This window comes from Streptacidiphilus sp. EB103A (genome assembly GCF_041261405.1).
Classification (GTDB): domain Bacteria; phylum Actinomycetota; class Actinomycetes; order Streptomycetales; family Streptomycetaceae; genus Streptacidiphilus.
Window position 1 is genome coordinate 22,312 of record NZ_JBGCAQ010000020.1, and the last position, 22,636, is coordinate 44,947.

The following is a 22,636-nucleotide window of genomic DNA, read 5'->3' on the forward strand; positions in this document are numbered from 1 at the left end:
GAACTGCGTGCGCGCGCAACCGTGCACCTCGTAGAGGGCTGGTCGCGCATGCAGTTAATCAAGCAGAGCCCCGCGCCCCTGAAGACAAAAACAACGCTAGCGCGCCTTCCGACGGGAGCCGGGCCGACGCTCGCTCGGCCGGTAGACCTGCTCCCCGGCTTGCATCGCCGCGTCACGGCGGGCCGCGCCGAAGTCCGCCAGGGCTTCGGCGAGTGCGGCGACCGACGGGGCCGGCGCCAGCACGTCCACGCGGAGCCCGTGCTCCTCCGCGGTCTTCGCCGTGGCCGGGCCGATGCAGGCGATCACGGTCACGTTGTGCGGCTTGCCCGCGATGCCGACCAGGTTGCGCACGGTCGAGGACGAGGTGAAGATCACCGCGTCGAACCCGCCGCCCTTGATGGCCTCGCGGGTCTCGGCCGGCGGGGGCGAGGCCCGTACCGTCCGATAGGCCGTCACATCGTCCACCTCCCAGCCGAGTTCGACCAGGCCGGCGACCAGGGTCTCGGTGGCGATGTCGGCACGCGGCAGCAGCACCCGGTCGATCGGGTCGAACACCGGGTCGTAGACCGGCCAGTCCTCCAGCAGTCCGGCCGCGGACTGCTCCCCGCTGGGCACCAGGTCCGGCTTGACGCCGAAGTCGACCAGGGCCTGCGAGGTGGTCTCGCCGACCGCGGCGACCTTGATCCCGGCGAAGGCACGGGCATCGAGCCCGTACTCCTCGAACTTCTCCCGGACCGCCTTGACCGCGTTCACCGAGGTGAAGGCGATCCACTCGTAACGCCCGGTCACCAGGCCCTTGATGGCGCGTTCCATCTGCTGCGGGGTGCGCGGCGGCTCGACCGCGATGGTCGGCACCTCCGACGGCACCGCGCCGTAGGAGCGCAGTTGCTCGGACAGCGCCCCGGCCTGGTCCTTGGTGCGCGGGACGAGCACGTTCCAGCCGAACAGCGGCTTGGTCTCGAACCAGGACAGCGTGGCCCGGCGGTTCACCTGCTCGCCCACGACGGCTATGACGCTGCTGACCGGGTCGACCGGGGCCGAGACCGGCGAGGGCAGCACCCGGGCCGCCTTCAGCTCGGCGGCCACCGTGGCCAGCGTGGCGATGTAGGTCCGCTGCCGGGTGGTGGTGCCCTCCAGGGTGACCGAGACCGGGGTGTCGGGCTTGCGGCCCGAGGCGACCAGGGCGCTGGCGGAGCCCGGCAGCGCGTTCAGCCGGGTGCGGACGACCAGGGTGGCGTCGCAGCCGCCGAGGTTGGACCAGTCGTAGGCCTCGGGCAGGCAGTGCGAGGCGTCCACGAAGCGGACGTCGGCGCCGGCGGCGCCGCCGCGCAGCGGCACGCCCGCGTAGGCGGGGACGCCCACCGACTGGGCCACTCCGGGCACCACCTGGAACGGGATGCCCGCCTGCGCACAAGCCAGCATCTCCTCGGCGGCGCGGCCGTCCAGGCCCGGGTCGCCGTCCACGGTGCGCACCACGTGCTTGCCGGCCTTCACGGCCGGGAACTGCCGCGCCAGCGGCCGGCCCTCGGGGACCTCCAGGCCGTCCGCCGTGGGGAGGGCGTCGTGCAGTTCCACCCCGTCCCGGCAGTGCGCCCGTACCGCCGCGGCGGTGAGCGGGTCGGCGACCAGGACGTCGGCCGCCGCCAGTACCTCGACGGCGCGCAGCGTCAGCAGGCCCGGGTCGCCGGGACCGGCGCCGAGGAAGGTGATCTGGCCGGCCGGGCGCCGACCCGCCTGGTCTGCTGCATTCGGAGTGGGGCTCACAGGGCTCGCTCCCCCATCAGGCCGGCCGCGCCCGCGGCGAGCATCCGGGCCGCCAGCTCGCGGCCCAGGGCCGCCGCTGCCTGCTCGGACGCCACCGCGGGCCCGAAGGCGCCGGTAACGGACAACTGCACGACGGACGAACCGTCAACTGTGCCGACGAGCGCCCGAAGGAGCAGTTCGTCGGCGGATTCGGCTCCGGCCGCACCGGCGGTGCCGTGCTGCATCTGGGCCAGGGCTCCGACCGGGGCGGAGCAGCCCGCCTCCAGTGCGGCCAGCAGCGCGCGCTCGGCCGCGACCGCGGCCCGGGTGGGCACGTCGTCCAGTACGGCCAGCTGGGCGACCAGGTCCGGGCGGTCGGCGCGGCACTCGATGGCCAGCGCCCCCTGTCCGGGCGCCGGCAGCATCAGCGCGCTGTCGAGGATCTCGGTGGCCTCGCCGAGCCGCCCCAGCCGGCTGAGGCCGGCGGCGGCGAGGACGACGGCGTCGAGCTCCCCGGAGTGGACGTAGCCGATCCGGGTGTCGACATTGCCGCGGATCGGTACGGTCTCGATCCGTGCGCCGACCTCCGCCGCCCAGGCGTTGAGCTGGGCGGTGCGGCGCGGCGATCCGGTGCCGATCCTGGCGGGGGCGTCGACGCACTTGGCGGCCAGCTCGTCCAGGCTGAGCCCGTCCCTGGCGATCAGCGCGTCCCTGGGGTCCTCGCGCGGCGGCACGGCGGCCAGCGCCAGGTCCTCGGGGGCGGCGGTGGGCAGGTCCTTGAGCGAGTGGACAGCGAAGTCGATGTCGCCGCCGAGCAGTGCGTCGCGCAGCGCGGAGACGAACACGCCGGTTCCGCCGATCTGTGCCAGCTGCTCGCGCGAGGTGTCGCCGTAGGTGGTGATCTCCACCAGCTCGACCCGGCGTCCGGTGGCGCGGGTGACCGCTTCGGCGATCATGCCCGACTGGGCCGTGGCCAGCGCGCTGCGGCGGGTGCCGAGCCGCAGCGGCGGCCCTTCGGCCTCGGCTGCCGCAGCGGCGGCGGTTGCGGTACTGGGTTGGACAGTCATGACATGGTCGTCCCGGTCGTGCTCGTTGCGATGGCTTCCGGCGGTACCCCCGCCGGTGGTGTGCTCCGAGGTCACTGCTAGCGTGCTGGGCAGGACCCCGGACGTGCTCTTCCCTGCGGCCGACGGCCGTGCGCCGCCTTGTTCCTGACGCTCCGTCATGCCGATTCACCACCCACGGTCGCCTGCAGCGGCAGCCGGACGGTTGCGGGCCGGACGGATGTGGTGGGTGCGCCCGCGACGGCCTGGACCGCGGCCGGGTCGAGGTCGAACAGCTCGCGCAGCGCCTCGGCGTAGGAGGCGCCGCCGGGCTCCCCGGCGAGCTGCTTGACCCGCACGGTGGGCGAGTGCAGCAGCTTGTCGACGACGCGGCGCACGGTCTGGGCGATCTCGGCCCGCGCCCTGCCGTCGAGTTCGGGCAGTCGGCCGTCGAGCCGCTCCAGTTCGGAGCCGACCACCTCGGAGGCCATCGCCCGGAGCGCCACCACGGTGGGGGTGATCGCCGCCGCGCGCTGGGCCGCGCCGAAGGCGTCGACCTCGGCGCCGACGATGCGGCGGACCGCGTCCACGTCCAGGGCGCCGGCCGCGCTGTTCTGCGCGGCCTCGGCCATCGTCTCCAAGTCCACCAGGTGGACGCCGTCGAGGTGGTGCGCCTCGCCGGCGACGTCTCGCGGCAACGCCAGGTCCAGCAGTGCCAGCGGCGTGCTTCCGGCGCGCTTGGCGACGGCGGCGCTGATCTCCTCGGCGCCGAGGACGATTCCGGCCGCCCCGGTACAGGAGATGACCAGGTCGGCCTCGGCCATCGCGGCCGGGACCTCACCGAACGGGACGGTGCGGGCACCCAGCGTCGCCGCCAGCCGCTCGGCCCGTTCGGGTGTGCGGTTGGCGATGACCAGTTCGGTGACACCGGCGCGGGCCAGCGTCGCCGCCGCCAGCGAGCTCATCGACCCGGCGCCGACAACCAGGGCGCGCAGGCCCGCGACCGGGCCCGACACCTCGGCGATCCGCTCCAGGCCGAAGGTGACCAGGGACTGGCCGGCCTTGTCGATGTCGGTCTCGCTGTGCGCCCGCTTGCCGACCCGCAGCGCCTGCTGGAACAGCTCGTTGAGGCCGCGGCCGGCGGTGTGCTGCTCCTGCGCCAGCGACAGCGCGTCGCGCAGCTGGCCGAGGATCTGCCCCTCGCCGACCACCATCGACTCCAGCCCGCACGCCACCGAGAACAGATGGTGCACGGCGCGGTCCTCGTAGTGGACGTAGAGGTGCGTGGTGAGCTCCTCCAGGTCGACCCCGCTGTGCTCGGCCAGCAGTACGGAGAGGTCGGCGACGCCGGCGTGGAACTTGTCCACGTCCGCGTAGAGCTCGATCCGGTTGCAGGTCGCCACCAGCGCGGCCTCGCCGACCGGCGCGGCCGCGGCGGCGGCGTGCAGCAGCCGCTGCGGGGCGTCCCCGGTGAGGGAGGCCCGCTCCAGCAGCCCGACCGGGGCCGTGCGATGGCTGAGACCCAGTACCAGAAGGCTCATACCACTGCCTCCCCTCTTGAATAAGCACAGCTCGAACAGGCACAGCTCGAATCGACGCTGCTCACGCCGGCATCACCGCCGGCAGCTCGCCGTCCTCGCCGCGGTCCGCCGCCGGAGCGTCGGACGGGGCGGAGGCGGTCGGGGTGGCCTTCCCCCGGGTCCGGCGGGAGACGGCACGGGCTGCGGCCGCCGCGACGGCCTTGGCCCCTCCGGTCGCTCCGGCCCCAGCACGTGACACTACTGCGGGCGGCTCGTCCGTGAGGTGCTCCTCACCGGACTTCCGCTGCTCGTGGAAGGCAAGGATCTGGAGCTCTATCGACAGATCGACCTTGCGCACATCCACCCCGGCCGGCACCGAGAGCACCGTGGGGGCGAAGTTGAGGATGCTGGTGACCCCGGCCGCGACCAGCCGGTCGCAGACCTGCTGGGCCGCGCCGGGCGGGGTGGTGATCACTCCGATGGAGACGTGCTCCGCCCGGATGATCTCCTCAAGCTCGTCCATGTGCCGCACCGGCAGGCCGGCGGCGATCTGCCCGGCCAGCGCCGGATCGGCGTCCAGCAGCGCAGCGACCCGGAAGCCGCGGGAGGCGAACCCGCCGTAGTTGGCCAGCGCGTGGCCCAGGTTCCCGATGCCGACGATGACGACCGGCCAGTCCTGGGTCAGGCCCAGCTCGCGGGAGATCTGGTAGACGAGGTACTCGACGTCGTAGCCGACGCCGCGGGTGCCGTAGGAGCCGAGGTAGGAGAAGTCCTTGCGCAGCTTGGCCGAGTTGACCCCGGCCGCGGCGGCGAGCTCCTCGGAGGAGACGGTCGGCACCGAGCGCTCGGAGAGCGCGGTGAGGGCACGCAGATAGAGCGGCAGCCGCGCGACCGTCGCATCGGGAATGCCCCGTCCACGCGTGCGCCGGGGGGCGCCTCCTGAGGACGGAGTGGCTGGGGTGGGACGTCCAGTTGCCACGGTGCTCCTGTGGGTACTCCAATTCTCCGGGGAGCGACCCCCCGTACCCCCTCGGCCGCTACACGGTGGGGTGGCACCGGTGGCGAGCACAGGACGAACGGCGACTGCGCGGAGAAGCTGGGTGCAGCTGGGCTGCGAACGACAGGCTATGCGTTTGTGAACGTGTGCACAAAGATAGTGTCCGTTTTGTCCCCGGTGAGTGACGCGCATCACGCACACCGCGCTGCCACCTCCTCGGGATCCGGGAACCGCGCCCTGCGGCGTCCTCCGCCCCCCGGCGCAAACCGCTAGATGGTAAGCACACGGACCTCGAATCCCCCAAGCGGCGGCCGGGAAGCCGCCGGGCGGCTATCCGCCGAGCGCCCGCCGCAGCCTGGTCTCGTCCACCTTCCAGAAGTCGTGCTGGCGGCCGTCGATCAGGGTCACCGGGATCTGCTCCGCGTACTTCCGGTACAGCTCGGCGTCCTGGTTGATGTCCAGCTCCTCCCAGGAGAAGCCCAGCTCTCCCGCGAGCCGGTGCACCACCGCCCGTGCCTCCTCGCAGAGATGGCAGTCGGGTTTGCCGATCAGGGTGATCAGGTGATCGGCGGGGCTCTTCCGGGGCTCGCGACGCAGCAGAGGGCTCACACCCACCATTCTGCCTCCCTGTCGATACCGGCCCGCAACGCTCCGCTGGCTATGCTCGCCACATGCCCAGGCTGCGAAAGCTCCCACAGGAGAAGCGTTCCTCCACCGTGCTGGCGGGTACCGCCGCCGCGGAGGCGGCCGAGGCCGCCGTCGCGTCCGACGCGGCTGGTACGACCACAGCCTCCGCCGCACCCGGGGCGCCTGGGAGTCCCGTGCCGGCCGAGGATCCGCACGGCGCCGCCTTCTTCGACTGCGACAACACCATCGTCCAGGGCGCGGCGATCTTCTACCTGGGCCGCGGCCTGTACAAGCGCAAGTTCTTCAGCCACCGCGAGCTGCTGCGCTTCGCCTGGCAGCAGGCCTACTTCCGGCTGCACGGGGCGGAGCACGCCGGACACATGGCGGACGCCAAGGAGAGCGCGCTGTCGATCGTGCAGGGCCACCGGGTCGAGGACCTGGAGCAGATCTGTGAGGAGATCTTCGAGGAGTACATCGCCGAGAAGATCTGGCCGGGAACCCGCGCGCTGGTGCGGATGCACCTGGAGGCGGGCCAGCGGGTGTGGCTGGTGACCGCCGCGCCGCAGGAGGCGGCCCGGGTGATCGCGGCCAGGCTGGGGATGACCGGGGCGCTGGGCACCGTCGCCGAGGCCCTGGGCGGCGTCTACACCGGACGGCTGGTCGGCGAGACCCTGCACGGCCCGGCCAAGGCCGAGGCGGTGAAGGCGCTGGCCGCGCGCGAGGGCCTGGACCTGGCGCGCTGCGCGGCGTACAGCGACTCCGCCAACGACATCCCGATGCTGTCGCTGGTCGGCCACCCCTATGTGATCAACCCGGACGCCGAGCTGCGCCGGCACGCCCGCGAACAGGGCTGGCGGGTGCGGGACTTCCGCACCGGGCGGAAGGCGGCCAGGATCGGCATCCCGGCCGCGGTCGGGATCGGCGCAGCCGCAGGTGGGACGGTCGCCGCGGTGGCGATGCACCGCAACCGGCAGCGCTGAGCACTTCTGATCGGCCAACTCACTCGAAAATTCATGGGTTGGTTGACGCCCACCCAGGGAAACGAGCGTCTTACGTTCGCCCTGCGCTGACATCCGATCAAAATCGGACAAAAGTCGAGGGAGTTCGCTCGACACTGTCGATCACATTGTGTCATCAAGGTGTAACTGATGTGACTCAAGCGGCAATTTCGGCAACACGTTGTAGCCGTTGCTGCACGAAGCGTTATCCTCGTCAAACGCACGCCGGAGCCCATGTGTCCCACGCTGGGCGAGCGCGCCCGCACTGCCGCTTTGCACCACCTGGTTCTGCAACAGTTCTGCCTCTGGGAGTCCCGTGTACCCACACGTCCGGAACGACGCGCCTGCATCCTCCCTGACCCCGGTCAGCGGCCTGGAGCAGCTGCGTGCCCTGGTACGCGAGCAGCTGTCCCACCTCAATCCCGTCACCGCCCTCGCACCGCTGACGCTGACCGCCCTCTCCGTCGCCGACGTCGGCGGTGCCGACGGCCCGCCCTACCGCCAGACCCCGCCGGCGCGCACCTCGGTCGCGCTGCGCACCCGCACCTCGCCGTCCTCCTCCCGCACCAGGAACGCCAACTGGGACCGGGAGGACACGCCCTCCAGCGCCGACAACCCGATCATGCGACTGGTGGAGAAGGCCCAGGACGGCGACAGCGACTCCTTCGGACAGCTGTACGACCACTACTCCGACACGGTCTACCGCTACATCTACTACCGGGTCGGCAGCAAGGCCACCGCCGAGGACCTCACCAGCGAGACCTTCCTCCGCGCGCTGCGCCGCATCGGCACCTTCACCTGGCAGGGCCGGGACTTCGGCGCCTGGCTGGTCACCATCGCCCGCAACCTGGTCGCCGACCACTTCAAGTCCAGCCGCTTCCGGCTGGAGGTGACCACCGGGGAGATGCTCGACTCCAACGAGTGCGAGCGCAGCCCGGAGGACTCGGTCCTGGAGTCGCTGTCCAACGCCGCGCTGCTGGACGCCGTGCACCGGCTCAATCCGCAGCAGCGGGAGTGCGTGCGGCTGCGCTTCCTGCAGGGCCTGTCGGTGGCGGAGACCGCGCGCATCATGGGCAAGAACGAGGGCGCGATCAAGACTCTCCAGTACCGCGCCGTGCGTACCCTGGCCCGGCTGCTGCCCAGCGACGCGAGATAGCCACCAGAAACTGATGAGTCGTCACTTATTCGCCGCAAGGCATGATCGCGGAAGCGTAACCGAGCGTCCCCTCCGCTCGTTGCGCACGGTGCAAGGACCTTCAGGTCACCCGGCGGAGTCCTCCGGGGCCCCCGGATCCCTGCGTCACCCTTTGGGGTGGTCCCAGGCACGACTGCGCAACCGTCCGGTCGGCCGAGTTGTCGACAACGACGAGAGGAGGTGCTGCCCATGACAGCCAATGTGCTTGAGCACCGCAGGGCGAGAGCCTTCGCCGACGCTGTGGAGGACCGCCCCGGCACCGCGGTTCCCACCCGGGCCCCGCACCAGGAGCCCGCCGGCGAGGGTCAGTTCACCGAACTACTGGCGGCCGTGGACGCACTGGGCGCCCTTCCCCCGCCGGTTCTCGACCCGACCGTGAAGACGACTCAGCGCGCCCTGCTGATGGCCGAGTTCGAACGGGCCTTCGCCGCCGGCGGCGGCGCGGCCGTCCCCGGTCAGCGCAGGGGCGGTGCGCACCGGGCCACCGAGGCCGCCCGCAGGTTCCGTCCGGGGCCGCGCTGGGGCCGTCGGCTGGCCTACGGCGGCCTGGCGGCCGGCGTCGCGGTGGGCGCGCTCGGCGGGGTCGCCGCGGCGAGTTCCTCGGCCCTGCCCGGCGAGTCCCTCTACGGGATGAAGCGCGGTCTGGAGAACTGGCAGCTGGACTTCGCCGGCTCCGACGCCGCCCGCGGGCGGCTGCTGCTGGACCAGGCGTCCAACCGGATGTCCGAGGCGCAGCAGCTGATGGCGCACCAGAGCGCGGGCGAGACCCTCAGCCCGCATCTCGCCGACGAGGTCTCCCGGGCCCTCACCGACATGAACAGCGAGGGCAGCCAGGGCCGCGAGCTGCTCAAGGCCGTCTACCGGCAGGACCACACCATGGCCCCGCTGCAGCAGTTGGCCTCGTTCGCCGACTCGCAGCAGCAGCGCCTGCATGCGATCGAGCCCCGGCTCGACGGCCAACTCGCCCCCTACACCGGTCAGGTGCAGAGTCTGCTCGACGGGATAAGCCGGGACATCGCCCCGCTGCAGCAGCTCCTGCCGGTCCCGGGCGCCGGCGGCACCTCGACGCTGCCCAGCGGCGGCACGGGTGCGGGGGCGACCCCGTCGGCCGGCGACAGCGGCTCCCCCGGCAGCAGCACCGCTCCGAGCGGTGCCACCACCTCCGGCACCGGCACCACGACCAGCGGCAGCAGTGCCGCCCCGAAGGGCAGCACCACCTCCGGCACCGGCAGCAGCGGCGGCCTGGTGCAGAACCTGACGGGCGGTCTGCTCGGCGGCAGCACGCCCTCCGCCACCCCCACCGCGGCGAGTTCGCCCACCTCGGCGAGCAGCGCCTCGGCCAGCCCGGCCGGCAACGGCGTGACCGTGCCCCCGCTGATCCCGGGCCTGCTGCCGAGCATCGGCATCGGCCTCACCGGCGGCTGAGCGGCGTGAGAATGGGTGGAGGCCCGCAGTCGTCCTGACTGCGGGCCTCCAGCCGTCACACGCTAGAAGAACACCGAACGCCGTTGCACCAGCAGCTTGTAGAGGGTGTGCTGCACCGTCTCGCGGACCTCGTCGGTGAGGTTGAAGAGCAGCATCGGGTCGTCCGCCGCCTCCGGCGGGTAGCTGTCGGTCGGGATCGGCTCGCCGAACTGGATGGTCCACTTCGTCGGCAGCGGCACCGCGCCCAGCGGGCCCAGCCAGGGGAAGGTGGGCGTGATCGGGACGTAGGGCAGCCCGAGCAGCCGGGCCAGCGTCCTGGCGTTGCCGATCATCGGATAGATCTCCTCCGCGCCCACGATCGAACAGGGCACGATCGGGACCCCGGCCCGCAGCGCCGAGGAGACGAAGCCCCCGCGCCCGAAGCGCTGCAGCTTGTAGCGGTCGGCGAAGGGCTTGCCGATCCCCTTGAAGCCCTCCGGCCAGACGCCCACGATCTCGCCCAGCTCCAGCAGCCGCTGCGCGTCCTCGTTGCAGGCCAGGGTGTGGCCGGCCTTGCGGGCCAGCTCGTTGACGCCCGGCAGCACGAACACCAGGTCGGCGGCCAGCATCCGCAGATGACGCTGCGTCGGGGTGTGGTCGTGGATGGCGACCTGGGTCATCAGCGCGTCCAGGGGCAGCACCCCGGAGTGGTTGGCGACGACCAGCGCGCCGCCCTTCTCCGGAAGGTTCTCGGCGCCGCGCACCTCCAGCCTGAAGTACTTCTCCGCCAGCGGGCGCACCGCGCTGAGCAGCACCTTCTCGGTGAGCTCCGGGTCGAAGCCGAACTCGTCGACCTCGTACTCCCCGGTGAGCCTGCGCCGCAGGAAGCCGAGGCCGCCGGCGGCCCGCTCCTCCCAGCCCCTGCCGAGCAGCCGCCCGGCGAGGCCGCCCAGCGGCCCGGCCAGCGCATGGCCGACCGCGTCGGCCACCGAGTCCGCGACCCCGCGCCCGGGCGGCCGCTCCGTCGCCGCATCGGGGGCGGGCTCCGGTCCTGCCCCGGGCTCCGCCGGCACAGCGGGCTCAGCCTCGACCGCGGGCTCCGGCAGGACCGTCGGGTCCGCCAACTCCTCGGTACGCCGCTGCGCGCCGCGACCGCCGCGGGCACCGCGACCGTCCCGCGCCGACCGCGCTCCGCGCCCGGTGCCGATGGGGATGACCTTGGCCCGTGCCTCGCCGTCCTCCGCGGACCCGCCCGCCGTTCCGGCCTGCTCCCTTGCCGAGCTCATCGCTTCTTCCCTCCGCCTTGCGGCAGCGCGGCGACCCGCAACTGCGCGGCCACCTTCGACGTCCAACCGGCCAGCTGCTCCGGGCGCAGCAGCCCGGGCCTGCCGCTCCGGGCCAGATCGGCCAGCGCCTGCTCGGTGGTGTAGCAGGGGTGGTAGCCGAAGGTCTCGCGGAGCTGGGTGGTGTCGACCACCCGCCCGTGCGTGAGCATCCGCATCTGCTCCGGCGAGAAGTCCAGCAGCCTGGTCTGCCGGGCCAGCCCGGCCATCCAGCTGACCGCCGGCAGCAGCATCGGCACGGTGGGCCGGCCGAGCCGCCGCGCCGCCTGGGACAGCACCATCACGCCCTCGCCGGCGACATTGAAGGTGCCCACATTGGTGGTGCCGCGCCGCGGTTCCACCGAGGCGAGTCGCAGCACCTCCACGGCGTCGTCCTCGTGGATGAACTGCAGTCTGGGGTCGTAGCCGAGCACGGTCGGCAGCACCGGCAGCGCGAAGTAGTCGGCGAGCGGGGTGTCGGCGTGCGGGCCGACGATATTGGCGAAGCGCAGCACGCACACCGCGACGTCGGGACGGCGCCGGGCGAAGCCGCGGACGTAACCCTCGACCTCGACGGCGTCCTTGGCGAAGCCGCCGCTGGGCAGCACCTTGGGCTGCATCTGCTCGCTGAACACCGCCGGGTCGCGCGGCGCTGAGCCGTAGACGCTGGTCGTGGACTTGACCACGAGCCGCTGCACGCCGGCCGCCTTCTGGGCCGCGGCGAGCAGCTGCATGGTGCCGATGACGTTGGTCTCCTTGACCGTCGACCGGCTGGTCGAACCCAGGGCGGTGGTGCTGACGTTGAGGTGCACCACGGTGTCCACCCCGTGCTGGGCGATCACCCCGGCCACCGTCGGGCGGCGGATGTCGGCCCGGACGAAGAGGTACTCGGCCAGGGCGGCGAGGCCGTCCGGATCGCTGGTCCCGTCGAGGTCGTGCGCGGAGGGCTGCAGATCGACGCCGACGACCAGGTCCACGCCCGGCTGCCGACGGATCGCCTGGACGTAGCGGCTCCCCAGGTGGCGAGCCACTCCGGTGACGAGCACGACCTTACCCAACGGACAGTCCCTTCCCGCCTTCGGCGCGGAGGTCCCCCGACCTCTCCCTGTGGAGACTACCGGTCGCCTGTTACCTGGCAATGTCGACACCTCGCGCAACAACGCCGCTGCCCGCCCCGACGGATGTCGGAACGGGCAGCGGCGGAACCCGGGGCAACCCCTGCGGGCCTACTTCTTGTTGCGGCGCTGAACGCGGGTGCGCTTGAGAAGCTTGCGGTGCTTCTTCTTCGCCATACGCTTGCGACGCTTCTTGATAACGGAGCCCATAGAAACCCTCACTCACTGGACAAAACCCACCGAAGCGGGCTGGACATGCCCGCGGAGCGGGACCTGGGTCCAAACGACTGACGTAAGCCACCAGCGTACCGAAACCTCGCCTCAGGACGTAATCCGGCTCCCGGGCAGCGGACCGGCCAGGGGCAGGAACCCCTGGCCGGACCGTCGTTGGCGCTGCACCGTGCTTCTGTATCGCATGCTTCTGGCTCGCATGCTTCTGGCGCTCCGACCGGATGGCCGACTCGCTCCTACGCGGTCTCCCGTCCCACGTAGGACTCGCGAAGGTAGTCGTGGACCGCCTGCTCCGGAACCCGGAAGGAGCGGCCTACGCGGATCGCAGGCAGCTCACTGCTGTGCACCAGGCGGTACACGGTCATCTTCGACACTCGCATCACCGAGGCGACTTCCGCCACGGTGAGGAAGTTGACCTCGTTCAGAGGCCGCTCTCCAGACGCCATGACAACACCGACCCTTATCCGTGTGACGGGCACCGGCTTCCCCTCCGGTGACTCCAGCCAGCACACGCGTATACCCAGAGTAGGTGCGGGTGGTACCAGTGGGAAGAGGGGGGAGGGGCCCGAGATTACCGAGACATACCAGCCTGTTGCAGTACGTAGGCACTCAGTAGTTCGTAGCACTCGGGTCGCACACCGTCGTCGAGCGGAACGGCCGCCGCGACCATGCCCTCCGCCTCGGCGACGAACACCCCCGGGTCGTTGGAGTCCGCCAGGCCGATCGAGGTGACCCCGAGCCGGCCGGCTCCGCAGGCCCAGCCGTGGTCCCCGATGAGCAGGTCAGGACGGGGCTGACCAGCCTCGGCGAGTGCTGCCAGGGCGATCCGGACCGGCTGCGGGGAGTGGGTGTGGACGGGGTCGGAGAGCTCGCCCCGGGCGGCCGGGCCGCCTTCCGCGGGCACTGGTGCGGAGGGCGACACTCCACTCGGGGGTGCTCCTTCATACACCCTCACGACTCCCACCCGCTGCACGTAGTCGAGCGAGCAGGAGCGCGCGCCGTGAACCGAGTGCATCAGGAAGTCACTCCCGTGCGCCGGAGTGAGAACAGCGCATCCGGCGGCCTCCAGCGCATCCCCGAGCGCCGAGTGGAAACCGATGAGCTGCCCGGGGTGCCCGGTGCCCATCATCACGGAGCCGCCGCGATCGGCGGTGCGGGCCACCACGCCGGCGACGGCGTCCAGGGCGTCGATGGTCAGCTGCGGGTCGATGGTGTCCTGGCCCTGCCGGTGGTTGCGGTCGGGCGAGACTCCCGCCCGACGCGCCATCAGTTCGAGCACGTCGTCCTGGGTCCACTCGCCCTCGGGGTCCAGGCCGAGCAGCACCCACGGGTCGCGGCGGGCGAAGTGGGCGTACTTGCTGAGGTTGTTCTCGCGGGGGGTGGCGACCTGCCCGGCGATACGGCTGTCCAGCAGGTGGGCGTAGAGCTCCTCGGCTTTGATCACGGCACCAGTGTTCCAGCGGGCGGCGGCCGGTGACAGACCCTCAAGACCCCTCAGGACCCCTCAGGGACCCTCAGGGCAGCAGCCCGTGGTGCGGGAAGACCGCCCTGCGGGTCGCCAGCACGGCCTGGTCGAGCCGGTCCGCCGGATCGTATCCGCCGTCGAAGTCCTTCCAGGTGGCCGGCATACCGTCGGTCATCCGCAGCGGGGCGTGCTGCCGGGTGCGCCGCATGACGTCGGCGCGCCACTCCTCGGGGGTCTCCTGCTCCGGCTCGATGGGACGTCCGGCGGCGATGGCCACCAGGTGGGTCCAGGACCGGGGGACCACGTCCGCCACCGCGTAACCGCCGCCGCCCAGCGCCAGCCAGCGTCCCCCGGCGTGCTCGTCCGCGAGCCCGGCCAGGGCGGCCGCCACCACCCGCTGGGCGTCCAGACTGACGGCCAGGTGCGCCAGCGGGTCCTCGACATGGGTGTCCGCGCCGTGCTGGGTGACCAGGGCCTGCGGCCGGAAGGCGGCGAGCAGTTCCGGCACCACCGCGTGGAAGGCGCGCAGCCAGCCGGAGTCCCCGGTGCCGGCCGGCAGCGGGAGGTTGACGGCCGTGCCCTCGGCCGCCGGGCCGCCGGTCTCCTCGGCCCAGCCGGTCTGCGGGAACAGGGTGCGCGGATGCTCGTGCAGCGAGATCGTCAGGACCCGCGGATCGTCCCAGAACGCCTGCTGCACACCGTCGCCGTGGTGCACGTCGACGTCCACGTAGGCGACCCGCTCGGCGCCCAGCTCCAGCAGCCGGGCGACGGCGAGGGCGGCGTCGTTGTAGATGCAGAAGCCCGAGGCGCTGCCCGGCATGGCGTGGTGCAGCCCCCCGGCGAAGTTGACGGCCCGTGCGTGGGTTCGCCAGACCGCCTCGGCGCCCGCCACCGACAGGCCGGCGATCAGCGCGGAGGCCTCGTGCACGGCGGCGAACGCCGGGTTGTCCTCGGTGCCGAGCCCGCGCGACGGGTCCGGCTCCCCGGTCCGGGCGACCTCGCGGACCGCGGCGACATAGTCCGGGTCGTGCACCAGCCCGAGCGTGGAGTCCCCGGCGGCCGGGGCCGAGCGCACGGTGACGTTCGGCAGCCGGTCCAGCCCGAACGCCCGCACCAGCGACATCGTCAGCGCCAGCCGCACCGGGTCCATCGGGTGCCCCGGACCGAAGTCGTAGCGGGTGACGTCGTCGTCCCAGAAGAGGTCCAGGTGGCGCTGGTGCGATGTCATGCAGCCACGGTATCGGCCTCCGCGAGCTGCACGGCCGGTGCCCCGAACGACTTGGCGACCAGCAGGATCAGCAGCACCAGCACCATCGGCACCAGCATCGCCCAGCGGTAGTTCACTCCGACCGCGATGCCGCCGACCAGCGGGGAGCCGACCAGGAAGCCGACGTAGTTGAAGATGTTGAGGCGCGCCACGGCCGCGTCGGAGGCACCCGGGAACAGCCGGCCACCGGCCGCGAAGACCTGCGGCACCACCACGCTGACCCCCAGGCCGACGACGGCGAAGGCCGCCACGGCGGTCCACTCCTCGGGCGCGACGGCGACCAGACCGAAGCCCACGGCGCAGACGATCGCGCCGAGGCTGACCGTACGGGCGCTGCCCCAGCGCTGCACCCGGCCGTCGCCGAAGAGCCGGCCGAGCAGCATGACCACCATGTAGGCGGCATAGGGGTAGGAGTAGTGGTGGCTGCTGGTGTGCAGCTGGTCCTGCATGTACTTGGCGGCCCAGTTGGAGACCGTGGAGTCGGCGATGTAGGCCATGCACATCGCCAGGCAGAGCGGCAGCAGCGGCTTCCAGGGGATGGAGCGGGCAGCGGCGGCCACCGCCTCCTCCACCGCGTGGCCCAACTCGTGCGGCCCCGCGTACCAGACGCTCGCCACCACCACGACCGCGATCGCCACCGCGGCCGTCGTACCGAAGATCGAGAACAGACTGAACCTGGTCGCGGCCAGCAGCGCGCCGACGATGCCGCCCAGGCTGTAGGAGGCGTAGAAGCCCTGCATGATGCTGCGGCCGTAGCGGTGCTGCAGCGCCACCGCCGACATCGCCTGGCTGGCGTCCAGACCGCCCACCATCAGGCCGAACGCCGCCAGAGCCACCGCGGCCTCGGCCAGGTTGTCGCCCGCGCCGACACCCAGCAGGGTCAGGCAGACCAGCGGCTGGACGATCCGCAGCACCGCCCGCGGCGAGGTCTTCTTGACCACCCACTCCATGGAGATGGAGCCGACCCCGGCCAGGATCGGCACCGCCGCGAGGAACACCGGCAGCATGCCGTCGCTGATCTTGTACTGCGTCTGGATCGAGGGGATGCGGGTGACCAGGAGCGCGAACACCGTCCCCTGGGCGAAGTAGCTCACCAGCAGGGCGATCCGCGCGCGGCTCAGCCCCGTCGGCGCCTCCGTTGTCCCTGCTGACGACATGTGTCGCACCTCTTACTACTCACTGGTATCCGGACGATTGGCGTGAGCGTACGGACTCCCCCTGTGTTGCGGAACCCCTTCCCGTCAAAAGATCGCAAGCCGCAACCAGCGTCGCTCCCGCTCGGTACGGCACTCGTTACCTACGGTGAGAGCACGACCGTAGAAAGAGGATCACTTGAGCACCCGCGACCGACTCCTCTCACCGCTGCTGGCCCAGCTCCGCCGCACCGTACCGGCGGATCCGGTGCCCCAGGCCCTGGTCACCGCCTTCACCGCGGAACAGCTGGACCCGGACCTGTTCAGCCCCGAACTGCTGCAGCGGGTGCCGCTGGACCGGCTCCAGGCGACGGTCGACGCCCTGCGGGAGCGCCACGGCGCGGTACGGGGCGTACGGCGCCGCCGCGAGCTCTACCTGGTCCAGTTCGCCCAGGGCGCCGAGCCGGTCTGGGCCGAAAGCCTGCCGGACGGCCGCCTCACCTCCCTGGTCACCGGCCCCGGCGCCCTGACAGCCCGAGGCGGCGTCCCCTCCCAGACCCGCCTGGTATCCGCTGAGCCGAGCCCTGCACTCCCCAGGGGCGCGGGGAACTGCGCGCCCAGCCAGGCAGCCGCCGCACCCGAAACCCCCCAGCAAGCCCCCACCACCCCCACCGCCCCCCGCACGCCGCAGGCGACCGCCCTGACCCGCCTGGTCATGGCCTACCTGGCCGCGGCGCTCGCGGCAGCGATCCTCCCCTTCGTCAGTGCCACGGCCACCGGCTGGCTGCTGCTCACCGCCGCCACTCCGGCCCTCGCCTGGTACGCCCTGCGCACCGGCCCCACCCACGCGCTCCCGCCGTGGTTCCGCGCGCTCCCCGTCGTCGCCGTCGGCCTCGCCGTGCTGGCCGGGCTCCGCGCGCTGCCGGTCTTCGGCCCCGGCCTGCCCTGGAGCGTTCCGGGCCTCCCCGAACTGCTGATCTTCGCCGCCGTGTTCGGCCTGGCCGGATGGACCCGGTACCGCAGCCGCCCGATCCACCCCTCCCCCAGCGCCCACCCGCTGACCCTCGGTTCGCCGCTGCGCGGCGGCTGCTTCACCGTCGTCGAGGGCGGCGGCCCCGCCGTCAACAGGTACGCCCAGGAGTCCCTGGCCACCGGGTCCGGGCGGCACCGCCGCCACGCCGTCGACCTGGTGCAACTCGGCGACGGGCCGCAGTGGCGCGGCCGGCGCGCCCTCGGTCTGGCCCCGGCCGGAAACGAGCGCTACGCGATCTTCGGCCACCCGGTGCTCAGCCCCTGCGACGGCGTGGTGGTGACCGCGGTGGACGGCCTGCCGGACCACCCGCCCCAGGTCCTCGCCGTGGACCACCCCGAGGGCAACCACATCGCCATCGACACGGGCCGGGCCCTGGTCGTGCTCTCCTGGCTGCGCCAGGACAGCATCCGGGTGCGGCGCGGCCAGCACCTCACCGCCGGCACGGTCGTCGCCGCCGTCGGCAACTCCGGCGACGGCGCCGAGCCCTCGCTGCACCTGCGCGCGGAGACCCGTACCTCGCACCCCACCCCGGGCAGCGGCGCCGGCCTGCCGTTCCGGCTCACCGAACTGCGGGGCCTCCCGCTGCGCGGCCGCCGCTTCAGAATCGCGGACTGAATCGCGGACCGACGGTCCGCCGGGGCCGCTGCCGCTACAGCCCGAGCAGCTCCGCGACCTCGCCCGCGTCCCGGTACAGCCCGGTCGCCCCGGCCAGCCGCGCCTCGGGCGTCAGCGCGGTGTAGCCGTAGACGTCCATGCCCGCGGCCCGCGCCGCGGCGACGCCCAGCGGGCTGTCCTCCAGCACCACGCAGCGCTCCGGGGCGACGCCCATGGTCGCGGCGGCGTGCAGGAAGAGGTCGGGGGCGGGCTTGCCCCGGCCCACGTCCTGGGCGCTGAACAGCTGTTCCTCGGTGAAGAAGCCGGACAGCCCGGCCTTGGTCAGCGCCGTGCGGATCCAGGCGTGGTGCGCCGAGGAGGCGACGCAGTAGCGCACCCCGGACTCCCGCACCCGCTTCAACAGGTCCGCCGCGCCCGGCACCGGCGTCAACTTGTCCTGGAACGCCGCGAAGACCCGCCCGTGGAAGTCCTCGTCGAAGCCGGCGTGCAGCCGGGCGCCGTCGTAGCGCTCGGCGATCACGTCGTGGACGGTGTGGGCGGCGGCGCCCATGAAGTCACGGTAGGAGTCCTCGACCGAGGTCGGGAAGCCCAGCTCGGTGAGGTACTCCGCGAGCAGCCGGTTGGAGATCGGCTCACTGTCCACCAGCACGCCGTCGTTGTCGAAGATCACCAGGTCGTAGCGCATCCGCCCACCCTAGGACCGACCGGCGAACGGGGATCGTCCGGCAGGCGCTACTTCCCGCCGGAGGCCAGCTCCTGGGAGCGGTTGCGGGCCGCCTCCAGCGCGGAGAGCAGGGCTGCCCGAACCCCGTGGTTCTCCAGCTCGCGGATGGCCGCGATGGTGGTCCCCGCCGGGGAGGTGACGGCCTCGCGCAGCTTCACCGGATGCTCGCCGGAGTCCCGCAGCATCACCGAGGCGCCCACCGCGGCCTGGACGATCATGTCGGCGGCGACCGCGCGCGGCAGGCCCAGCAGGATGCCGGCGTCGGTCATCGCCTCGACCAGGAAGTAGAAGTACGCGGGCCCGGAGCCGGAGAGCGCGGTGGCCGCGTCCTGCTGCGACTCGGGCACCCGCAGGGTCTTGCCGACCGGTTTGAAGATCTCCTCGGTGCGGAGCAGATGCTCCTCCCCCGCGTGCGAGCCCGCCGAGATGACGCTCATCGCCTCGTCGACCAGCACCGGGGTGTTGGTCATCACCCGGACCACCGGCGTCCCCGGGGCCAGCCGCTCCTCGAACCAGGCGGTCGGCACCCCGGCCGCACCCGAGATCACCAGCCGGTCGGCGGCGACATGCGGCGCCAGCTCCTCCAGCAGCGCGCCCATGTCCTGCGGCTTCACGGTCAGGATCAGCGTGTCGGCCGCCTTCGCCGCCTCCGCGTTGCTGACCGCCTCCACGCCGTAGCGCTCCTGCAGCTCCGCGGCGCGCTCCGGACGGCGGGCGGTGACCAGCACGTCCGCTGCGGGCTTGCCGGCCCGCAGCAGCCCGGAGACCAGGGCCTCACCGATCTTGCCGGTGCCGAGAACAGCGACTCGCTGCGTCATGGGGGACCTCCTGCGGAACGTGCCGACGGTGCTGCGCACATCCTCGCACCAGGCACCGACACCGGGCCGGAACCGTCCGGCAGGCGGTCAACGGTGCCGTCAGCGGCGCCGTCAGCGGTGCCCCAGCGAGCGGAGGAAGAACGCCAGGTTCGCCGGCCGCTCCGCCAGCCGCCGCATGAAGTAGCCGTACCACTCGTCGCCGTAGGGGACGTACACCCGCACTGTCTCCCCGGCGGCGGCCAGCCGGCGCTGCTCCTCGAAGCGGATCCCGTAGAGCATCTGGAACTCGTAGCTGCCCTGCGGCCGTCCGGCCCGTACCGCCAGCGCGCCCGCGATCGCGATCAGCCGGGGGTCGTGGGTGGCGACCATGGGGTAGCCGTGACCCTCCATCAGCAGCCGCAGGCAGCGCACATAGGCGCGGTCCACCTCGGCCCTGTCCTGGAAGGCGACTCCGGCCGGCTCCGCGTAGGCGCCCTTGACCAGTCGCACCCGGGAGCCCGCGTGCAGCAGCTCCCGGAGGTCGCCCTCGGTGCGGCGCAGACAGGACTGCAGCACCACTCCGGTCCGCGGGAAGTCGGCGCGCAGCTCGGCCGCTGCGGCCAGGGTGTCGTCGGTGGTGCTGTGGCCCTCCATGTCCAGGGTCACCGTGGTGCCGGCCGCCGCTGCCGCCTCGCACACCGCCCTGGCCCGCTCCAGCGCGGCTCCCGGGCCTCCCGCCCCGAGGGCCGAGCCCAGCGCCGAGAGCTTCACCGAGACCTCGGCCCTGCTCCCGGTCCCGGCCTCGCCGAGCCGGGCCAGCAGCGCGCGGTACTCGTCCCGCACGGCATCGGCACCGGCCCGGTCCGCGGTGTCCTCGCCGAGGTGGTCGACGCTGACGTGCAGCCCGCGCACGATCAGCCGGTCGACGGCCCGGAGCACGGCCTCGCGGTCCTCCCCCGCGATGAAGCGCCGCACCAGCGACCTGCTCAGCGGGGCGGTCACCACGGCCCGGCGGGCGGCCGGACTGCGGGCCGCGGCCAGCAGTAACTGACGAGTGAGCATCCCCTCAGCGTAGGTCAGGCCGGGCGGGGAGCAGGGGAACGGCAGGGCGGGGATCGGTGGGGGGAAACTCAGGGTTGTCCCCTATGGCGTTCGGCTCCGCAGAAGCGCACCGTGGAGGCATGACTAGCAGTGATGTCTCATCCCGCGAATCGAGCCAGCTCGCCGTCGCCTCGGCCACGCACGGCCCCTGGCGCGCCGCGGGTGCCGTCGGCGTGGTCGGCGGCGGCGCCACCCTCGGCCTGGAGCTGATCAGCCTGCACTGGTCGCTGGGCATGCTCGCCTGGCCGGCCAGCGTCACCCTGTTCCTGTTCTTCCTGATCGGCGGCGCCGGCTCGATGCTGAGCAAGGGCGGCGACCGCAGGCTGCGCCGCTGGGCGGCGGAGCACCCCTGGCAGACCGCTGCCGTCCCGGCCGTCGGCCTCTTCGTCACCAACACCATCACCCAGTACATCCTGAGCAGCGACGGCGTCTTCATGAGCATCTTCACCGCGCTGTGGCACGCGGCCATCCTGGGCGCGATCGTCGGCGTCGTCGGCGCGGTCGCAGGAGCCCGTCGCAGCAGTGGCGGAAGCAGCTACTGACGCACACCGCATCATCCGCCGCATAACGGCGGAAAGCACGGACAGGGTCGGGATCTTCACACCCGACTCTTTCCGTATGCACGTTTGAGCATCGCCATACTGATCGCGTGCCGACGCTTGAAGATCCACAGGATGCCGCCCCCGACGACGCCGACCCCTTCGAGGGGCTGGTGCTGGACGCGGACTTCATCAAGGGCGCCCAGCACAAGGAGGGCTCCGCCCGGGCCCGGATGCTGGCCGACAAGTGGAAGAAGCACCCGCCGACCGACACCGGCTTCCGTCCCGCCCCCACGCCCCGGCGCAGACGCCGGCTGAAGCTGAAGCTGGCCGGGAACTGGCAGATGCCGCTCTTCGTGCTGCTGGCCGTGGCCCTGGTGCTGGTGGGCATGAACTCCGGCGCCGTCGCCGACTGGTTCAGCAAGCACCTCGGCGGCAAGGCCGGCGGCTCCGCGGCGGCAGCCGACGCACAGCCCTCGACGAGCACGGCGCCCGCGATCGTCGCCGACCCGGCGATCCCCACGGTGGCGCACCCCTTCGCCGACTCCCCGGCCGAGAGCTGGCCGACCGGCGTCGCGGGCATCGTGCTGCCGTCCACCCACGGGGTGGGGGCGTTCTCCTCGGCCGAGGTGGCCACCGATCTGGCGACCACGCGGACCTTCCTCACCACCGCCTTCCTCGACCCGAAGATCCTTGCCGGTGGCCCGACCGAGCCGGTGGCGGCACTGCTCCAGCACGACCAGGCGACCTGGTTCCGCTCCGCCGTCGCCAAGCCGTCAAAGCAGAACGACCCTGTCGCCTGGGTGAGCCGCTTCAAACCCGACTACGCCGTGCCGGCCACCGATGCGGTGCGGACCAAGGGCATGCTGACCTTCAAGGGCGACGGACACAACGGGCTGCTGGTGCACGCGGACTTCATCTTCGTGTACGCGCTCCGACCGGCCGGTGCGACCGGTGTGACCGGGAACTCGCGGGTCGAGCGCACCATCGCCCATCATGTCCTCGACTTTGACTTCTACGATCCTGCCCGGTACGACGTGAAGGCCGGGAGCCTGTCCATCGCCAGCAGCGAAGGCCGCAGCAGCAATTCCATGTGCGGGGTGTACAACGGGTATCTCAACCCCTCCTTCGACACCCTGCGTTCCGACACCTCGGCCGCCCCGAGCGCGAGCGGTACCCCCAGCGGACCGGCCTACGACCCTTACGCGGGCATCGGCGACATCAACCACAAGGTCAGCTGCGGCCTCGCGTCCAGGAACTGACGTCCCCTCAGCGCCGCTTGCGCTTGCTGCCGCCGCCCGCCGCGGCGGGGGTGCGGCGGCGGGCGTGGGCGGCCAGGGCGAGTTCGTAGCGGGAACGCTTCTCGGCCTCGCCCGGGGCCTCGATCAGGCTGCGCAGGAAGTACGCGAGCAGCATGCCGACGAAGCCGATCAGCAGCATCGGGCCGACGGACTTCTCGTCGGCCATCCAGCCGCCGAGCGAGGCACGGCCCTTGCTCAGCAGGGTCCAGGTACGGATCGCGGCGACGCAGGTGGAGATCGCCACGGCGACCACCAGCAGGGTGTTCACCAGGGATCCGGCGGCGGAGACGAACACGCCCTGCACCCCGAGGCGCATCAGCACCGCGCCGGCGCCCGCGGCCAGGAGCGCGCCGATGCTCACACCGACGCGCCGCAGCCAGTACGCGGCGTCGTGGGTGACCCAGCCTGTGCCGAAGAAACGGATCGGCTCAGGCTGGGGGGCGGGGCGTTCTGCTTTCTCTGACAC

22 protein-coding genes are annotated in these 22,636 nt (G+C 72.3%); 6 read left to right on the forward strand and 16 right to left on the reverse strand.

The annotated features are described in order from the left end of the window. Nucleotides 1-96: 96 nt before the first annotated feature. The 5 genes from ABH941_RS29835 to ABH941_RS29855 all read right to left on the reverse strand — a co-directional run bounded on the left by ABH941_RS29835 (nucleotide 97) and on the right by ABH941_RS29855 (nucleotide 5,921). Complete coding sequence (locus tag ABH941_RS29835; RefSeq protein WP_370132681.1) at nucleotides 97-1,764, reverse strand: uroporphyrinogen-III synthase; 1,668 nt, start codon at nucleotides 1,762-1,764, stop codon at nucleotides 97-99. Then, on the reverse strand, nucleotides 1,761-2,810 hold the full coding sequence (hemC, locus tag ABH941_RS29840; RefSeq protein ID WP_370132822.1) for a hydroxymethylbilane synthase: 1,050 nt from the start codon (nucleotides 2,808-2,810) through the stop codon (nucleotides 1,761-1,763). Before hemC ends, ABH941_RS29835 begins: the two co-directional genes overlap by 4 nt. A gap of 155 nt (nucleotides 2,811-2,965) precedes the next feature. Continuing rightward, nucleotides 2,966-4,327 carry a glutamyl-tRNA reductase gene (locus tag ABH941_RS29845; protein ID WP_370132682.1) on the reverse strand — a complete coding sequence of 454 codons (1,362 nt, stop codon included), beginning with the start codon at nucleotides 4,325-4,327 and terminating at the stop codon, nucleotides 2,966-2,968. 61 nt (nucleotides 4,328-4,388) lie between these two features. Beyond that, nucleotides 4,389-5,285, reverse strand: a complete 897-nt coding sequence (locus ABH941_RS29850) for a redox-sensing transcriptional repressor Rex (RefSeq protein WP_370132683.1) — start codon at nucleotides 5,283-5,285, stop codon at nucleotides 4,389-4,391. A 348-nt stretch (nucleotides 5,286-5,633) separates the two neighbouring features. Next, entirely contained in the window at nucleotides 5,634-5,921 is a 288-nt protein-coding gene (locus tag ABH941_RS29855; RefSeq protein ID WP_208329333.1) for a glutaredoxin family protein, read from the reverse strand. A gap of 53 nt (nucleotides 5,922-5,974) precedes the next feature. Between ABH941_RS29855 and ABH941_RS29860 the strand changes: the two genes are divergently transcribed. The 3 genes from ABH941_RS29860 to ABH941_RS29870 all read left to right on the forward strand — a co-directional run bounded on the left by ABH941_RS29860 (nucleotide 5,975) and on the right by ABH941_RS29870 (nucleotide 9,548). Beyond that, nucleotides 5,975-6,910 carry an HAD family hydrolase gene (locus ABH941_RS29860; protein WP_370132684.1) on the forward strand — a complete coding sequence of 312 codons (936 nt, stop codon included), beginning with the start codon at nucleotides 5,975-5,977 and terminating at the stop codon, nucleotides 6,908-6,910. Nucleotides 6,911-7,244: 334 nt separating this feature from the next. After that, nucleotides 7,245-8,084, forward strand: a complete 840-nt coding sequence (locus ABH941_RS29865) for an ECF subfamily RNA polymerase sigma factor, BldN family (protein WP_370132685.1) — start codon at nucleotides 7,245-7,247, stop codon at nucleotides 8,082-8,084. Nucleotides 8,085-8,312: 228 nt separating this feature from the next. After that, nucleotides 8,313-9,548: a DUF5667 domain-containing protein gene (locus ABH941_RS29870; protein ID WP_370132686.1), complete on the forward strand. Its 1,236-nt coding sequence runs from the start codon at nucleotides 8,313-8,315 to the stop codon at nucleotides 9,546-9,548. A gap of 62 nt (nucleotides 9,549-9,610) precedes the next feature. On the opposite strand, the gene ABH941_RS29875 is transcribed toward ABH941_RS29870, so the two are convergent. The 7 genes from ABH941_RS29875 to ABH941_RS29905 form a co-directional block, all read right to left on the reverse strand. Beyond that, nucleotides 9,611-10,813 carry a 1-acyl-sn-glycerol-3-phosphate acyltransferase gene (locus ABH941_RS29875; RefSeq protein WP_370132687.1) on the reverse strand — a complete coding sequence of 401 codons (1,203 nt, stop codon included), beginning with the start codon at nucleotides 10,811-10,813 and terminating at the stop codon, nucleotides 9,611-9,613. Further along, the gene (locus ABH941_RS29880) at nucleotides 10,810-11,907 is read right to left on the reverse strand and encodes an NAD-dependent epimerase/dehydratase family protein (RefSeq protein ID WP_370132688.1); all 1,098 of its coding nucleotides are present in this window, start codon (nucleotides 11,905-11,907) and stop codon (nucleotides 10,810-10,812) included. Before ABH941_RS29880 ends, ABH941_RS29875 begins: the two co-directional genes overlap by 4 nt. Before the next feature lie 168 nt (nucleotides 11,908-12,075). Beyond that, complete coding sequence (locus tag ABH941_RS29885; protein ID WP_003948845.1) at nucleotides 12,076-12,174, reverse strand: 30S ribosomal protein bS22; 99 nt, start codon at nucleotides 12,172-12,174, stop codon at nucleotides 12,076-12,078. A 257-nt stretch (nucleotides 12,175-12,431) separates the two neighbouring features. Then, on the reverse strand, nucleotides 12,432-12,641 hold the full coding sequence (locus ABH941_RS29890) for a helix-turn-helix domain-containing protein (protein WP_030261033.1): 210 nt from the start codon (nucleotides 12,639-12,641) through the stop codon (nucleotides 12,432-12,434). Between the two features lie 125 nt (nucleotides 12,642-12,766). After that, a complete protein-coding gene (locus ABH941_RS29895) occupies nucleotides 12,767-13,639 on the reverse strand; it encodes a phosphatase (protein ID WP_370132689.1) in 873 nt (290 codons plus the stop codon). A 70-nt stretch (nucleotides 13,640-13,709) separates the two neighbouring features. Further along, nucleotides 13,710-14,888, reverse strand: a complete 1,179-nt coding sequence (locus ABH941_RS29900) for an acetoin utilization protein AcuC (RefSeq protein ID WP_370132690.1) — start codon at nucleotides 14,886-14,888, stop codon at nucleotides 13,710-13,712. Continuing rightward, a complete protein-coding gene (locus tag ABH941_RS29905) occupies nucleotides 14,885-16,084 on the reverse strand; it encodes an MFS transporter (RefSeq protein ID WP_370132691.1) in 1,200 nt (399 codons plus the stop codon). Before ABH941_RS29905 ends, ABH941_RS29900 begins: the two co-directional genes overlap by 4 nt. A gap of 175 nt (nucleotides 16,085-16,259) precedes the next feature. Between ABH941_RS29905 and ABH941_RS29910 the strand changes: the two genes are divergently transcribed. After that, complete coding sequence (locus ABH941_RS29910; RefSeq protein ID WP_370132692.1) at nucleotides 16,260-17,708, forward strand: M23 family metallopeptidase; 1,449 nt, start codon at nucleotides 16,260-16,262, stop codon at nucleotides 17,706-17,708. Nucleotides 17,709-17,742: 34 nt separating this feature from the next. On the opposite strand, the gene ABH941_RS29915 is transcribed toward ABH941_RS29910, so the two are convergent. The 3 genes from ABH941_RS29915 to ABH941_RS29925 all read right to left on the reverse strand — a co-directional run bounded on the left by ABH941_RS29915 (nucleotide 17,743) and on the right by ABH941_RS29925 (nucleotide 20,291). Continuing rightward, entirely contained in the window at nucleotides 17,743-18,393 is a 651-nt protein-coding gene (locus ABH941_RS29915) for an HAD family hydrolase (RefSeq protein ID WP_370132693.1), read from the reverse strand. Between the two features lie 47 nt (nucleotides 18,394-18,440). After that, a complete protein-coding gene (gene proC, locus ABH941_RS29920; protein ID WP_370132694.1) occupies nucleotides 18,441-19,250 on the reverse strand; it encodes a pyrroline-5-carboxylate reductase in 810 nt (269 codons plus the stop codon). A 111-nt stretch (nucleotides 19,251-19,361) separates the two neighbouring features. After that, nucleotides 19,362-20,291 (reverse strand): proline dehydrogenase family protein, encoded by a 930-nt coding sequence (locus tag ABH941_RS29925; RefSeq protein WP_370132695.1) that lies wholly within the window; start codon nucleotides 20,289-20,291, stop codon nucleotides 19,362-19,364. Between the two features lie 119 nt (nucleotides 20,292-20,410). Here ABH941_RS29925 and ABH941_RS29930 point away from each other — a divergent pair, with 119 nt between their 5' ends. Next, nucleotides 20,411-20,872 carry a hypothetical protein gene (locus ABH941_RS29930; RefSeq protein ID WP_370132696.1) on the forward strand — a complete coding sequence of 154 codons (462 nt, stop codon included), beginning with the start codon at nucleotides 20,411-20,413 and terminating at the stop codon, nucleotides 20,870-20,872. A 107-nt stretch (nucleotides 20,873-20,979) separates the two neighbouring features. After that, nucleotides 20,980-22,131 carry a hypothetical protein gene (locus ABH941_RS29935; protein ID WP_370132697.1) on the forward strand — a complete coding sequence of 384 codons (1,152 nt, stop codon included), beginning with the start codon at nucleotides 20,980-20,982 and terminating at the stop codon, nucleotides 22,129-22,131. Between the two features lie 7 nt (nucleotides 22,132-22,138). On the opposite strand, the gene ABH941_RS29940 is transcribed toward ABH941_RS29935, so the two are convergent. After that, entirely contained in the window at nucleotides 22,139-22,636 is a 498-nt protein-coding gene (locus ABH941_RS29940; RefSeq protein WP_370132698.1) for a hypothetical protein, read from the reverse strand.

Excerpts from the sequence above, each read along its gene's own strand:
- ABH941_RS29900 (WP_370132690.1), bottom strand. The coding sequence starts at position 14,888 with ATGACATCGCACCAGCGCCACCTGGACCTCTTCTGGGACGACGACGTC.
- ABH941_RS29855 (WP_208329333.1), bottom strand. The coding sequence starts at position 5,921 with ATGGTGGGTGTGAGCCCTCTGCTGCGTCGCGAGCCCCGGAAGAGCCCC.
- ABH941_RS29845 (WP_370132682.1), bottom strand. The coding sequence starts at position 4,327 with ATGAGCCTTCTGGTACTGGGTCTCAGCCATCGCACGGCCCCGGTCGGG.
- ABH941_RS29860 (WP_370132684.1), top strand. The coding sequence starts at position 5,975 with ATGCCCAGGCTGCGAAAGCTCCCACAGGAGAAGCGTTCCTCCACCGTG.
- proC (WP_370132694.1), bottom strand. The coding sequence starts at position 19,250 with ATGACGCAGCGAGTCGCTGTTCTCGGCACCGGCAAGATCGGTGAGGCC.
- ABH941_RS29870 (WP_370132686.1), top strand. The coding sequence starts at position 8,313 with ATGACAGCCAATGTGCTTGAGCACCGCAGGGCGAGAGCCTTCGCCGAC.
- ABH941_RS29930 (WP_370132696.1), top strand. The coding sequence starts at position 20,411 with ATGACTAGCAGTGATGTCTCATCCCGCGAATCGAGCCAGCTCGCCGTC.
- ABH941_RS29915 (WP_370132693.1), bottom strand. The coding sequence starts at position 18,393 with ATGCGCTACGACCTGGTGATCTTCGACAACGACGGCGTGCTGGTGGAC.
- hemC (WP_370132822.1), bottom strand. The coding sequence starts at position 2,810 with ATGACTGTCCAACCCAGTACCGCAACCGCCGCCGCTGCGGCAGCCGAG.
- ABH941_RS29875 (WP_370132687.1), bottom strand. The coding sequence starts at position 10,813 with ATGAGCTCGGCAAGGGAGCAGGCCGGAACGGCGGGCGGGTCCGCGGAG.
- ABH941_RS29925 (WP_370132695.1), bottom strand. The coding sequence starts at position 20,291 with ATGCTCACTCGTCAGTTACTGCTGGCCGCGGCCCGCAGTCCGGCCGCC.
- ABH941_RS29890 (WP_030261033.1), bottom strand. The coding sequence starts at position 12,641 with ATGGCGTCTGGAGAGCGGCCTCTGAACGAGGTCAACTTCCTCACCGTG.
- ABH941_RS29885 (WP_003948845.1), bottom strand. The coding sequence starts at position 12,174 with ATGGGCTCCGTTATCAAGAAGCGTCGCAAGCGTATGGCGAAGAAGAAG.
- ABH941_RS29905 (WP_370132691.1), bottom strand. The coding sequence starts at position 16,084 with ATGTCGTCAGCAGGGACAACGGAGGCGCCGACGGGGCTGAGCCGCGCG.